The organism is Billgrantia sp. NRB1, from assembly GCF_056921725.1.
In genome coordinates this window covers 3,374,489-3,387,425 of the sequence record NZ_CM167783.1, presented here as the reverse complement: position 1 = coordinate 3,387,425, position 12,937 = coordinate 3,374,489, and the positions used below count along the sequence as shown (strand labels likewise).

Genomic DNA, 12,937 nt, shown 5'->3' with positions numbered 1-12,937 from the left:
AGCGCCCAGGGAGGGGTTTACAGCGCCTCCGGAAGGCCGGCCCCGCTTGCAGGCTTGCCTGCAGATCAGCCCCGAGCAAGCCGTTGTCGATTGCTTGCTGCCCGACTGGTCAAGATGACGGCGCCTGCGGGCGCCGTTAGAATACCTGCCCTTCGCTTTTCTGCACCATTCTCGGGAGCCGTCTATGCAGTCCGAACAGTCGCCGAAGGTCGGCGTGATCATGGGATCGAAGTCAGACTGGCCGGTGATGGAACACGCCGTGACGATGCTCGAGCGGCTGGGCGTGCCCTGCGAGACCCGCGTGGTCTCCGCCCACCGCACGCCGGATCTGCTGTTCGACTACGCCAAGAGTGCCGCCGAGCGGGGCCTTTCGGTGATCGTTGCCGGCGCCGGCGGAGCGGCCCACCTGCCGGGCATGGTGGCCTCCCAGACCGCGCTGCCGGTGCTGGGCGTGCCGGTGGAATCCAAGGCCCTCAAGGGGCTCGACTCTCTGCTCTCCATCGTGCAGATGCCCGGCGGCATCGCCGTGGGCACGCTGGCTATCGGCAAGGCCGGCGCCACCAACGCGGGGCTGATGGCCGCCCAGATCGTCGGCCTGCAGGATGCGCAGGTGCGAGCCGCGGTAGAGGCCTTCCGCGCCGAGCAGACCCAGACGGTGCTCGACAACCCGGATCCCCGTCCCAGCGAATGAGGAAGCAACCCATGAATATCGGCGTCCTGGGTGCCGGCCAGCTCGGCCGCATGCTGGCCCTGGCCGGCTATCCCCTGGCCAATCGCTTCACCTTCCTGGACACCACCGGCCACCCCAGCGCCGGCATCGGTGACGTCATGGTCTACACCGACCAGCACCATCTGCTCGATGACTTCCTGGCCAAGGTCGACCTGGTCACCTATGAGTTCGAGCATCTGCCGGTGGCGCTGATCCAGGCCATCGAGGAGGTCAAGCCGGTCTATCCCGGAAGCGAGGCGATCCGCGTCTGTCAGAACCGCGCCGAGGAGAAGGCGCTGTTCGACCGCCTGGGCATTCCCACCCCGGCCTATCGCCTGGTGGAGCACGCCGACGAGCTCGAAGCCGCGGCCCGGGAGCTGGGCTGCCCGGTGGTGGCCAAGTCGGTTACCGAGGGCTACGACGGCAAGGGCCAGGCGGTGATCCGCGACCCTGCCGAGGCGGCCGAGGCGTGGCGCTCGATCAACCATCCCAAGCTGATCGTCGAGGCCTTCGTCGATTTCGTGCGCGAGGTGTCGATCATCGCGGTGCGCGGCCGCGACGGCGAGGTGGCCTTCTACCCCATGGCCGAGAACCAGCACGTGGACGGCATCCTGCGCTACTCCATCGCCCCCATGCCCGACCTGGACGACGGCGTGCAGCAGACCGCCGACGGCTATATCCGCGCGCTGCTCGACGAGCTCGACTATGTCGGCGTGCTGACCCTGGAGCTCTTCCAGTGCGCCGACGGCAGCCTCTTGGCCAACGAGATGGCGCCCCGGGTGCACAACTCCGGCCACTGGACCCTGGACGGGGCGGTGACCAGCCAGTTCGAGAACCACCTGCGCGCCATCCAGGGCCTGCCGCTTGGCGACACCGCGGCGCGCCTGCCCACCTGCATGCTCAACGTGATCGGCCGCGAGGGCGACTCAGCAAAGATTCTCGCCCTGCCGGACGCCCACCTGCACCGCTACGACAAGCGCGAGCGCCCCGGGCGCAAGCTGGCCCACGTCAACCTGGTGGCGCCGACCCATGAGGCGCTGATGGAGCGGGTGCGCGCCTGCGCGGCCCTGCTGCCCGATGCCCCCGAGCCGCGCTTCAGCTTCGAGTAGCCCGGCGCCCGGCACGATGCCTCCCGCCACGCCCCCCGGCCCCGCCATGAGCGGGGCCGGCTGCCTTCAGTCGAGCGTCTCGCCAATGGCTGACTGAGATCAATCGAAGCTGGGTAATTGTCGCTCGACCTTGAAGCCGGCTGCCGATCGACGACACTTGCAGAAGACGATGTCGGCGAGGGGAGGCGCCATGCGACGATGGCTGAAGGTGGGCGATATCGCCCTGATCGCAGCGCTGCTGCTGCCACTGCTGGTGGCGCTGCCGCGCCTGGGTGGCCCTGCCGGGCCGCCCGAGCGGTGGCTGACCTGGGTCGGGCAAGCCACCGGCATCCTGGGGCTGGCCATGATGCTGCTGGCGGCGGCGGTGAGCATCCGCCTGCCGGGCACGGATCGCTGGTTCGGCGGGCTGGCCCGGCTCTGGCGGCTGCACCACTGGCTGGGCTTCGGCGCCTTTATCCTGGTGATGATCCACGCCCTGGCGCTGGGCCTGGCGGCGGTGCCGGCCTCCCTGGACGCCGCCGTGGCTACTCTCTTCCCGCCCCCCGCACACGGGGCGATCTGGCTGGGCTGGCTCGCCTGGCTGGCCATGGTGATCTTCCTGGCGCCCACCTTCGACTTCTTCGGCCAGCCCCACTACCAGCGCTGGAAGCGGCTGCACCTGGTCTCCGCGGCGGCGCTGCTGCTGGCACTCTGGCACGCCCTGCTGCTGGCCGGCGAAACCGCCCTCTGGTGGCTGCTGGGGCTGGCCGGGCTGGGCGCCATCGTCTGGCGCAAGCTGGTCTCTCCCCGGGTGGCGCGCCATCCCTACCGCGTCGAGGCGGTGGAGCCCCTGGCCCGGGGTGTGGTGGAGCTGGTGCTGCGCCCCGAGGGCAGCGGCATCCGCCATGAGGCGGGGCAGTTCGTCTACCTCTCGCCGCTGGACGAGACGCTCTCCGCCGGGCGCGGCGAAGAGCACCCCTACACCATCGCCTCGGCGCCCTCGGACTCGCGCCTGCGCATCGGCATCAAGGACCTGGGCGATGCCAGCCACGCCCTGCAGCGCGTGACGCCCGAGACCCGGGTGCTGATCGAGGGCCCCTACGGCGAGTTCTATGCCCGGCGCTTCCCCGAGCGCGATCAGCTGTGGATCGGGGGCGGCATCGGCATTGCCCCCTTCGTGGGCGGTGCCCGGGACCTGGCGGCGGGGGGGCGCGTGGAGGGACGGGTCCAGCTGCTCTATTTGGCCAACGACGAGCCCCGTGCCTACTATCGAGAGGAGCTGGCCGACATCGCCGAGCGAGTCGAGGGCTTCACCTTCACTCAGCACTACTCCAGAGAGCGGGGACGCCTGGATGAGGCTTTCCTGCGCCAGCACTGCCCCGATTTCACCGAGCGGGAGATCTACCTCTGTGGGCCTCCCGCCATGAATGCGCACCTGCAGCGGCTGCTGGCCGAGCAGGGGGTGCCCGCCTCACGCATCCATAGCGAGGTCTTCGATTTCCTATGACGATTCACAAGATTGCCTACTCCGCTTTCATCGCCTTCGTGGCGAGCCTAATGACCCTGGTCTCGGTGAGCGCGCTCTCCAGCAACGAGCGCGACGAGACCGATGACGAGGCGCTGGACCCGATCACCCTGGACGAGCTCGCCGAGCACGACGATGCACAGAGCTGCTGGAAGGCGATTCATGGCCGGGTCTACGACATCACCGACTACGTGCCTGACCATCCCACCGATGAGGCGGTGATCCTCGAGTGGTGCGGCCGGGAGTCCACCGAGGGCTGGGACAACAAGCGCCCCGGGGTACCCCACAGCCCGCGGGCCGAGGCGATGCTCGAGGAGTACCTGATCGGCCGCCTGGTGGATGAGGAGGGCGAGCCGGTCGAACCCGAGGCCGCCCCCGAGGAGACCGCCCCCGACGAGGCGCGGTTCTCGCCCGCCGAGGATGAGCGGCTGCACCGGGCCCTGCTGGGCCTGCCGCTGGATGGCCACTATCGCGGCGTGTTCATCGATCGCGGGATCATCCAGGTCAATATCACCTTCGACCTCGAGGATGGCCGCTTCACCCGGCTCGCCTTCCGTCACCTGGCCTATCGAGACGATGACTACCTGGCCATGGAGGAAGGCGAGGCGCTCTATCCGGTGCTGCAACAGCATCGCCAGATCCTCGAGCGCCTGGAGGGCGAGCCGGTGACCGCCATCTTTGCCCTCTATGAGCCCGAGCGGCTGGCCGATGACATCGACGGCTATAGCGGGGCCACCCTGCGCGGCGCCAAGCTGATCTCGGCGATCCGCGATGCCTTGAACCGCGGGGTCTACAGCTGGCCCTGATGACCTGGGTCAAGCCGGCGGCCGAGTCCGTTGAGGGCGCCGGCCTCGCCAAGCCGGGCGGCATGCTGTAAAGATAGCGCTACAATGTCTAACGCCAAATTAAGGCTCGGCATGCCGCCACTTTCGCCTTCGCCTCTCCGGCGACAGCTCTGTCACGAACAGGTACGTCTGCTCTACGAGCGGCTCTGGCAGCCGGTGCTGACCAGCGTGCTGGCGGCCCTGCTGCTGGTGGCCGCCATGTGGCCGGTGATGCCCGCCGGGCCGCTGATCGGCTGGCTGGCGGCGCTGGTGGCGGTGTCCGGGCTGCGGCTGTGGCTGGCCCGGCATTTCCAGGCGCTACCCAGGCGGCGGCGCCGGCAGCGGCGCTGGCTGTGCCGGTTCGCCCTGGGGGCCGGACTTGCCGGGGTGGTCTGGGGGCTGGCGGGGGTGCTGATGTTCACCATGGAGCACCACGGCCAGCTGGTGGCGCTGACCATCGTGCTGGCCGGCATCGCGGCCGGCGGGGTGATGACCCTCGCCGCCGTGCCGTGGGTGGCACCGCTGTTCGTGCTGCCGGTGCTGCTGCCGCTGCTGGGGCAGTTCCTGCTGCAGGGCACTTCCCTGGCCTGGCTGCTCTCGGCCATGGTGCTGCTGTTCCTGGGGCTGCTGCTGGTGACCGGTCAGCGGCTGAGCGGCATCATCGGCGACAATATCGCCCTGCGTCTGGCGGTGACCACCCGGGAGCACCAGCTGCGCGACAGCGAGACCCGCTACCGCACCATCTTCCGCCATACGCCGCTGGGGGTGATGCACTTCGACCGGCACGGCGAGATCCGCGATTGCAACGACAAGTGCCTGGAGATCCTCGGCACCCGCCGCCGGCGGCTGGTGGGGTTCAACCTCCTGCGTCATGCCCGGGATGAGCGGGTGGTGGCCGCGGTGCGCGACGCCCTCGACAAGGGCGTCGGCTATTTCGAGGGCGACTATCAGGCGGTCAACAGCGGCAAATCGACGCCACTGCGGGCCTTCTACAATGCGCTGCGCAGCGAGGACGGCGAGGTGGTGGGCGGCGTGGCGATCATCGAAGATTTCAGCGAGCGCAAGCGGGCCGAAGCGGTGATCCATCGCCAGGCCTACTACGATGCGCTGACCGAGCTGCCCAATCGACGCCTGCTGATCGAGACCCTGGAGAGCGTGCTCGAGGCCCGGCGAGAGGACGAACGCCAGGGGCTGGTGATGTTCCTCGACCTGGACCGCTTCAAGATGATCAACGACTCCCTGGGCCATGCGGTGGGCGACGAGCTGCTGCGACAGGTCAGCCAGCGGCTGCAGGCCAGCCTGGGGGCGGGGGACCTGGCGGCCCGCCTCAGCGGCGATGAGTTCGTCGTGCTGGTGCCGACGTTGGCCGAGCGCGGCGAGATCGATCTGGACGCGGTGGAGCGGCGTGTCGCCGAGCTGCTTGCCGCGCTGCGCCGGCCCTATGAGCTGGAAGGGCAGCGCCTCAGCGTGACGCCCAGCATCGGCTATACCCTCTTCCCCTTCGGCGACGAGACGGTGGGCGACGTGCTTCGCCACGCCGATACCGCCATGTACCAGGCCAAGGCGCGCGGCCGAGCGCGGATCTGCTGCTACGAGCCGGCCATGCAGGAGCAGGTCGCCTGGCGGCTGGAGATGGAGCAGTCGCTGCGCGGAGCGCTGGCCGAGGGGCAGCTGGCCATGCATTTCCAGCCTCAGGTGAGCGGGGGCGGCGAGATTCTCGCGGCCGAGTCGCTGATGCGCTGGCGGCACCCGGTGCAGGGCCCCGTTTCGCCCGAGGTCTTCATCGCCATCGCCGAGGAGAGCGATCTGATCGTCGAGCTCGAGACCTGGATGCTCGATACCTGTTGCGCGCTGCTGGGGCGGCAGCCGGCGGCGGCCCTGCCGCGGCTGTCGGTGAATATCAGCGTGCGACACTTCGTCCAATCGGACATCGTGGCCACCGTGGAAGGGGCGCTCGCGGCCCATGGCGTCGACCCGGGCCGACTGACCGTGGAGCTCACCGAGAGCATCCTGATCGACAGCCTGGAGGAGGCCGTGGAGCGCATGCGTGCGCTCAAGCGCCTGGGCGTGCGCCTCGCCCTGGACGACTTCGGCACCGGCTTCTCGTCGCTGATGTATCTCAAGCGCCTGCCGCTGGACGAGCTCAAGATCGATCGCAGCTTCGTCGGCGAGCTGGATAGCGACCCCAACGATGCCGCCATCGTCGAGACGGTGCTGGTCATGGCCGACCATCTGGGCCTGGCGGTGGTGGCGGAAGGGGTCGAGAATGCCGCCCAGCTGGCGTTTCTCGAGGCTCGGGGCTGTCACCACTTCCAGGGCTTCTACTTCCACCGGCCGATGGCCGAGGCCGACTTTCAGCGCCTGCTGGCACCGGACGACGCCTTCCTGCCGTGAGCGCCCCGTCTCGCCGGCCCGGCCGCTGTACTTCATGGGGCTGGCTGGCTAAGGTCATCCCATGACCGCAAGCGACCCCTGGCAATGGCCGACCGCCGAGGTCGGCGTGGCAACGGGCAACCTGATTCTGCTGGGCGTGATTCTCAGCGTCAGCATCGGCGTCGATGCCCTGGCCAGGCGCCTGGGGCTGCCACGTATCTCGCTGCTGGTGCTGGTCGGGGTGGCGCTGGCGCTGGTCCAGCAGCTGCTGCTGGACCATGACGGAAGCGAGCCCCTGGGCGCACTCGGCGAGCCGCTGATTCACCTGGCCCTGGTGCTGGTGTCGTTTCTGCTGGGCGGCGAGCTGACCCTGACACGGCTGCGGCGGCACGGATGGCTGCTGGTGGGCATCTCCCTGGCCATCGTGCTCAGCGGCGCGCTGCTGGTCGGCTTCGGTCTGCTGCTGCTGGGCTTTCCGCTGGTGGTGGCGCTCAGCCTGGCCGTTATCTCGGTGGCCACCGAGCCGGCGGAAATCACCGACGAGGTCTATGCCCGCGGCGACACGCGGCTTCGCGCACGGCTGCTGATGGGCATGGTCGCCATCGACGATGCCTGGGGCATACTGCTGTTCGGGGTCGCCATGGCGCTGCTCGGCTGGCAGCTGACCGGCGAGGGCGGCCTGGCCCTGGCTCACGCCGGCTGGGAGCTGGGCGGCGCGCTGCTGCTGGGGGCGGCCATCGGCCTGCCGGCGGCCTGGTTGACCGGGCGGCTGCGGCCCGGGGAGCCGACCCAGGTCGAGGCCCTGGCACTGATCCTGCTGCTCTCCGGACTCTCCACCTGGCTTCAGGTCTCGGGACTGCTGGCGGCGATGTTCGCCGGGGCGCTGGTGGCCAACCTCTCCTCCCACCATACCCGCTCGTTTCGTGAGATCGAGCACATCGAATGGCCCTTCCTGGTGTTCTTCTTCGTGCTCTCCGGGGCCAAAGTCGACCTGGGCTATCTGGGCAGCGCGCTGTGGTTGACCCTGGCCTATATCGCCCTGCGCCTGGCCGGGCGCTATCTGGGCGGTGCCCTGGGGGTTCGCGCCATGCGGCGCCGGGAGGAGCTGCCCCACGATATCGGCCTGGCGCTGACGCCCCAGGCCGGCATCGCCATGGGCATGGCGCTACTGGTGGTCGAGCGATTCCCCGAGCACGGCACGCTGCTGCTCTCGGCGGTGGTGGCCTCCACCGTGGTCTTCGAGCTGATCGGGCCCTTCCTGATCCGACGCGTGCTGCGCTGAATCAGCCCGTCTCGGCACACGGCGCAACAGGCGCAGGCCGTTGGCCACCACGATCAGGCTGGCGCCCATGTCGGCGAACACCGCCATCCACAGGGTGGCGTGGCCGGTGAAGGCGAGCGCCATGAACACCGCCTTGAGGCCCAGGGCGATGGCAATGTTCTGTACCAGCACCGCTCGCGTGCGCCGTGAAAGACGCAGGAAGTCGGCCAGGCGGCGCGGGTCATCGTCCATCAGCGCCACGTCGGCGGTCTCGATGGCGGCATCGCTGCCGAGCGCGCCCATGGCGAAGCCGATATCGGCGCGGGCCAGCGCCGGGGCGTCGTTGATGCCGTCGCCCACCATGCCCACCGGTCCCCGCTGAGCCCGCGCCTCGATCATCGCCAGCTTGTCCTCCGGCAGCAGGGCGCCATGGGCCTCGTCGATGCCGGCCTGGGTCGCCACCGAGGTTACGCTGGCCGGATTGTCGCCGCTGAGCACCAGCGTGGTCACGCCCAGCCGATGCAGCGCCCCGATGGCTTCGCGGCTCTCTTCACGCAGCGGGTCGCCGACGGCGAACAGGGCCAGCGGGCGTGTCTCTTCCCCCAGGATCACCAGCGTCTCGCCCCGGGCCTCGTGCTCGGCGAGCTGCGCATCGAGGGCTTCCTCGATCGGTGAGAACTGCTGCATCAGGCGGCGGTTGCCGAGCCACAGCCTGCGCCCATCGTAACTAGCCGTCACGCCGCGGCCGGGCAGTTCGCGCACGTCGCTGACTTCCAGCGGGTCGACGCCATCGGCCTCGGCGGCGCGGGCCAGGGCCGCCGACACCGGGTGCGAGGAGCGCACGGCGAGGCCTGTCGCCAGCGCTCGCAGGCGCTCCCGGCCGGGCATGCCCAGCGTGCCGTCGAGCGGGTGCCAGGCCCGCTGGGAGGGGCGGCCCCGGGTCAGGGTGCCGGTCTTGTCGAAGGCGATGGCGGTAAGTCGATACCCCTGCTCCAGGAAGTGGCCGCCCTTGACCAGGATGCCCGCCCGGGCGGCCGCGGCCAGGCCGCTGACCACGGTGACCGGGGTGGAAATCACCAGCGCACAGGGGCAGGCGATCACCAGCAGCACCAGGGCGCGGTAGATGCCCTCGAGCCAGCTGACGCCGAACAGCCACGGCCAGGTGAAGCCCACCAGCAGGGCGATGGCGAAAACCGCCGGGGTATAGACCGCAGCGAAGCGATCGATGAAGCGCTGGGTGGGGGCGCGACTGGCCTGGGCCTGCTCCACGGTGTGAATGATGCGCGCCAGGGTGGTGTCGCTCGCCGCCCGGGTGGTGCGATAGAGGAATTCGCTGCCCTGGTTGACGCTACCGGCGAACACGGCGGCGCCGGGTGCCTTGTCCACCGGCAGGCTTTCGCCGGTGATGGGCGATTCGTCCAGCGCCGGGTGGCCCTCGGCCACGCTGCCGTCCAGCGCCAGACGCTCGCCGGGGCGCACCCGCACCAGGCTGCCCACGGCGACCTCGCTGGCCGGCATGCTGCGAAAGGCGCCATCGGCCTGGCGCACGCTGGCGCTTTCCGGCGCCAGCGAAAGCAACTCGCGAATGGCGTTGCGCGCGCGGCCCAGTGAGCGCGCCTCGATGCGCTCGGCCAGGGTGAACAAAACCAGCACCATGGCCGCCTCGGCCCACTGGCCGATTAGCAGCGCGCCGGTCACCGCCACGCTCATCAGGGCATTGATGTTGAGCGTGCGATGGCGCAGGGCGATGAAGCCCTTCTTCCAGGTCGGCAGGCCGACCAGGGCGATGGCCGTCAGCGCCAGCGCAGCGGCCAGCCACGGCTCGGCCAGCGCCAGCCAGTCGCTGGCTTCGGCGGTCAGCGCCAGTATCGCGGCGGCACCGAGCTTCCACCAATTCTCCTCGCTGCTGGCCGTCGGCGTGCGCTGGGACGGCTCGTGGCGGTGCGCGGTCATGCCGGTGGCGGCGATACGCCGCTCGATGGCGTCTTCCGTGACGTGGCGGTGATGCACCGTCAGCACGCGATTGACCAGATCGAAGTCGAGCCTCTCGATGTCCGGCGTGTCGCCCAGCGCCCGGCGCAGCAGCGCTTCCTCGGTGGGGCAGTCCATCGCCTCGATGTGCAGGCGAAGCGCCTGGGTGCCGGGCGGCGGATCGTTGCGCCCGGCCCGGCCCGGGGCGGGCGGTGCCGGTGTGCAGCTCGAGCAGCCGTTGCGTTCGGTCATGGCGGGACTCCGTGTCATCGTATAGGCTGATGACACACCCTGTAGCAACTACAGAGTCAAGTCGGAAACGTCAATTTCTAGAGCATTTCCCCAAGTACTTCCGAGAAGACCATGCGAGGCCTCACATGAAGATCGGTGAGCTGGCCAGCCGCACCGGCTGCGCGGTGGAAACCATCCGCTACTACGAGCGCCAGGGGCTGTTGCCCGAGCCCGCCCGCTCCAGCGGCAACTATCGCCTCTATGCGGCGCCCCACGTCGAGCGGCTGCGTTTCATCCGCCACTGTCGTACGCTGGACATGACGCTGGAGGAGATCCGCACCCTGCTCGATTACCATGACCATCCGCGCCAACCCTGCAACGCGGTGAACGGCCTGATCGATGAACACTTGGCTCACGTCGAGGCGCGCATCGAGCAGCTGCAGGCGCTGCGCGAGGCCCTCGTCATCCTACGCTCTCGCTGCAACGGCGAGACCGACTCCAGCCACTGTGGGATCCTCCAGGAGCTGGCTCAGCCGGTGGCGGAACGGCTTGCCGAGTCGCATGAGCCGAGCCATGTGCCGGGTCCGCATGGAGGGGGTTGATTGGCGGCTAGCCGCGCCGAAACACCCGCCGCCCCAAGGCCCATACCTCGTCGATGGCCCACTCGCCGTCGCTTAATACCAGAAGGTCTGCGTCGCAGCCCGGGGCCAGACGCCCCTTGGCGGTGAGCTTGAGGGCGTCGGCGGCGTGGCCGCTGGCCATGCCCAGGGCGCGCTCCAGGGCGATGCCGTGGTCGTTGACGCACTGGCCGAGCACCGCGAACAGGCTCGATAGCCGCCCGGGCTCGAGGCCCACGAAGCGGCGCGCCTCGTCGAACTGCGGCAGCGAGGCGTTGGCGTCCGAAGAGAGGGTGATGCGCGACGGCTCCACCCGGGCGTGCAGGGCGCGAGCCACCGCTTCGGCGGCGGGGACCTCGCCGCCGGCCAGCAGCGCCGGGGTAGTGCTGGTGGTGAAGTCGATGCGCCCGCCTTCGCGGGCGAAGCGTACGCCGTCCTCGAACAGCTCCGGGGTGCGGTTGATATGGGTCGGCAGGAACTGGGCCAGCGGGATGGCGCTTTGGCGGGCCGCCTCGCGCAGCGGCTCCAGGTGCGTTGGGGCATCGCCGGTATGGATGAAGACGATGCCCGACTTGCCCGCCAGCATGCCGGCGGTGCGCGCCTCGGCGGCCAGCCGGGCCAGTTCGCTCGCCGCCGGCTGGGAGCCGCGATGGTCGCTGATCGCGACCTCGCCCACGCCAATGAACTCGGGAATGAACAGGATGTCGCTGCCCACCGAGCCGGTCAGCGTGACCGGCGGCAGCTGATAGGAGCCGGTGTAGCAGTAGGTGGTGAGCCCGCCGGCGGCGAGCTCGCGGGCCTTGCCCAGCAGGTTGGCCGGGGTGCGGGTCAGGGCGTCGGTGCCCAGGGCGCCGACCAGGGTGGTGACGCCGGAAGCCAGGGCATCCTCCAGGCTGAGCTCCGGGGTGCGGGTGCCGAAGCCGCCCTCGCCGCCGCCGCCGATGAAGTGCACCAGGGGGTCCACCAGGCCGGGAATCACCCGGCGTCCCGCCAGGTCGACCGTCTCGACGCCCGGGCCGCTGGCGGGCAGCGGCTCGCCGTCCGCTATTACGGCGGCGATGCGCCGGTCGGCGATCAGTAGGTGGCAGAGTCCCAGGGGCTCGGGGGCGTAAAGGTGGGTATTCTTGAGCAGCGTCAGCATGGCGGCTTCCGGTCGCGGATGAAGAAGCGCCAGCGCCGGGGCGGCCGGCGCTGGCGGGGTCGCGGAGAGCTACTCCGTCAGAGCTTGATATCGTAGTTGAAGTAGCGCTCCATGATCTCATCGTAGGTGCCATCCTCCTTGAGGGCGGCCAGCGCCTCGTTGAAACGCTCGGCGAGATCGCGGTCGCGGGGGCGGAAGGCCACGCCGACGCCCTGGCCGAAGATGTGCTCGGGCTGATTGATGAAGTCGCTGACGCGCTGGAAGCGGGAGTCGTCGGCCTCGAGATCCATGCGCGACTCCGCCACCGGGGCGTCGAGGAAGGTCAGGTCGAGACGCTCGGCGCGCAGGTCGTTGAGCACGTCATCGCCACTGGTATAGCGGCGGATCTCCACCAGGTCGCCGTACAGCTCGGAGACATAGTTGTCCTGCAGGGTGGCGCGCTGCACGCCCACCACCAGGCCTTCAAGGCTGTCGCGATCGGCGATGTCGACCTCCCGGCCCTGCAGGCTGAACCAGGCACTGGGGGTGGTGTAGTAGGGCTCGGAGAAGAGAACCCGCTGGGCCCGCTCCTCGGTGATCGCCATGGAGGACATGATGCCGTCGTAGTTGCGCGCCAGCAGTCCCGGGATGATGCCGTCCCAGTCCTGCTCGACCCACACGCAGGTGGCCTCGAGATAGTCGCAGACGGCCTCGCCCAGCTCGATCTCGAAGCCGGTCAGGGTGCCGTCCGGCTGGCGGTACATGAAGGGCTCGTAGGGCAGGTCGATGCCGAGACGGATCTCGGAATAGTCGCGGGCCTGGGCGCTGCCGGCGGCGAGGCCGGCGGTCAGGGTAGCGGCGAGCAGCAGGGTCATATGACGCATGGGACTTTCTCCCGTGAAGGTGTTGGGTGACACGTATTGTCCGGCCACGCGGTAGCGCGGGTACGGGCGAGTTTTGGTTGGCGAGGATGCGACCGGGGTCGCGCCGATGTGCCGCCGCTCGGGCGGCGTCTCACGAACCGGGCACGGGCGTGCCATGGCGGCCTGGACGGCTGCCGGGGAAGGCTATTCGTCGAACCATTCGCTGAGGTAGAAGCTGTCGACGTAACAGCGGTAGACCTCGCGCGATGACGGGGATTGGCAATCGATCATGGACGCTGTCCTGATGCGATGGTGACGGTTTGACTTTCCACAAGAGACGCAGTGGTGTCAATCC

The 12,937-nt window shown here is 69.4% G+C and carries 10 protein-coding genes; 7 read left to right on the top strand and 3 right to left on the bottom strand.

Annotated elements, in window-relative coordinates; genetic code table 11:
* Positions 1 to 184: 184 nt before the first annotated feature.
* The 6 genes from purE (at position 185) to ACZIYR_RS15330 (ending at position 7,801) form a co-directional block, all read left to right on the top strand.
* A complete protein-coding gene (gene purE, locus ACZIYR_RS15355) occupies positions 185 to 691 on the top strand; it encodes a 5-(carboxyamino)imidazole ribonucleotide mutase (RefSeq protein ID WP_473034642.1) in 507 nt (168 codons plus the stop codon).
* Between the two features lie 11 nt (positions 692 to 702).
* On the top strand, positions 703 to 1,818 hold the full coding sequence (locus ACZIYR_RS15350; RefSeq protein WP_473034641.1) for a 5-(carboxyamino)imidazole ribonucleotide synthase: 1,116 nt from the start codon (positions 703 to 705) through the stop codon (positions 1,816 to 1,818).
* A gap of 190 nt (positions 1,819 to 2,008) precedes the next feature.
* Positions 2,009 to 3,304 (top strand): ferredoxin reductase family protein, encoded by a 1,296-nt coding sequence (locus ACZIYR_RS15345; protein WP_483527300.1) that lies wholly within the window; start codon positions 2,009 to 2,011, stop codon positions 3,302 to 3,304.
* Positions 3,301 to 4,128 (top strand): cytochrome b5 domain-containing protein, encoded by an 828-nt coding sequence (locus ACZIYR_RS15340; protein WP_483527299.1) that lies wholly within the window; start codon positions 3,301 to 3,303, stop codon positions 4,126 to 4,128. Before ACZIYR_RS15345 ends, ACZIYR_RS15340 begins: the two co-directional genes overlap by 4 nt.
* 84 nt (positions 4,129 to 4,212) lie before the next feature.
* Positions 4,213 to 6,540: a putative bifunctional diguanylate cyclase/phosphodiesterase gene (locus tag ACZIYR_RS15335; protein WP_483527298.1), complete on the top strand. Its 2,328-nt coding sequence runs from the start codon at positions 4,213 to 4,215 to the stop codon at positions 6,538 to 6,540.
* A gap of 61 nt (positions 6,541 to 6,601) precedes the next feature.
* Positions 6,602 to 7,801, top strand: a complete 1,200-nt coding sequence (locus ACZIYR_RS15330; RefSeq protein WP_473034638.1) for a cation:proton antiporter — start codon at positions 6,602 to 6,604, stop codon at positions 7,799 to 7,801.
* Here ACZIYR_RS15330 and ACZIYR_RS15325 read toward each other — a convergent pair.
* Positions 7,685 to 10,003, bottom strand: coding sequence for a heavy metal translocating P-type ATPase (locus ACZIYR_RS15325; protein ID WP_483527297.1), 2,319 nt, complete (start codon positions 10,001 to 10,003; stop codon positions 7,685 to 7,687). The genes ACZIYR_RS15330 and ACZIYR_RS15325 overlap by 117 nt on opposite strands.
* A gap of 125 nt (positions 10,004 to 10,128) precedes the next feature.
* Here ACZIYR_RS15325 and cadR point away from each other — a divergent pair, with 125 nt between their 5' ends.
* A complete protein-coding gene (cadR, locus tag ACZIYR_RS15320; protein ID WP_473034635.1) occupies positions 10,129 to 10,584 on the top strand; it encodes a Cd(II)/Pb(II)-responsive transcriptional regulator in 456 nt (151 codons plus the stop codon).
* A gap of 7 nt (positions 10,585 to 10,591) precedes the next feature.
* Here the strand turns inward: cadR and iadA are convergent, their stop codons facing one another.
* Together iadA and ACZIYR_RS15310 are read right to left on the bottom strand one after the other, a co-directional pair.
* A complete protein-coding gene (gene iadA / locus ACZIYR_RS15315; protein WP_473034634.1) occupies positions 10,592 to 11,740 on the bottom strand; it encodes a beta-aspartyl-peptidase in 1,149 nt (382 codons plus the stop codon).
* A 77-nt stretch (positions 11,741 to 11,817) separates the two neighbouring features.
* A complete protein-coding gene (locus tag ACZIYR_RS15310) occupies positions 11,818 to 12,603 on the bottom strand; it encodes a transporter substrate-binding domain-containing protein (RefSeq protein WP_473034633.1) in 786 nt (261 codons plus the stop codon).
* Positions 12,604 to 12,937 lie beyond the last annotated feature (334 nt).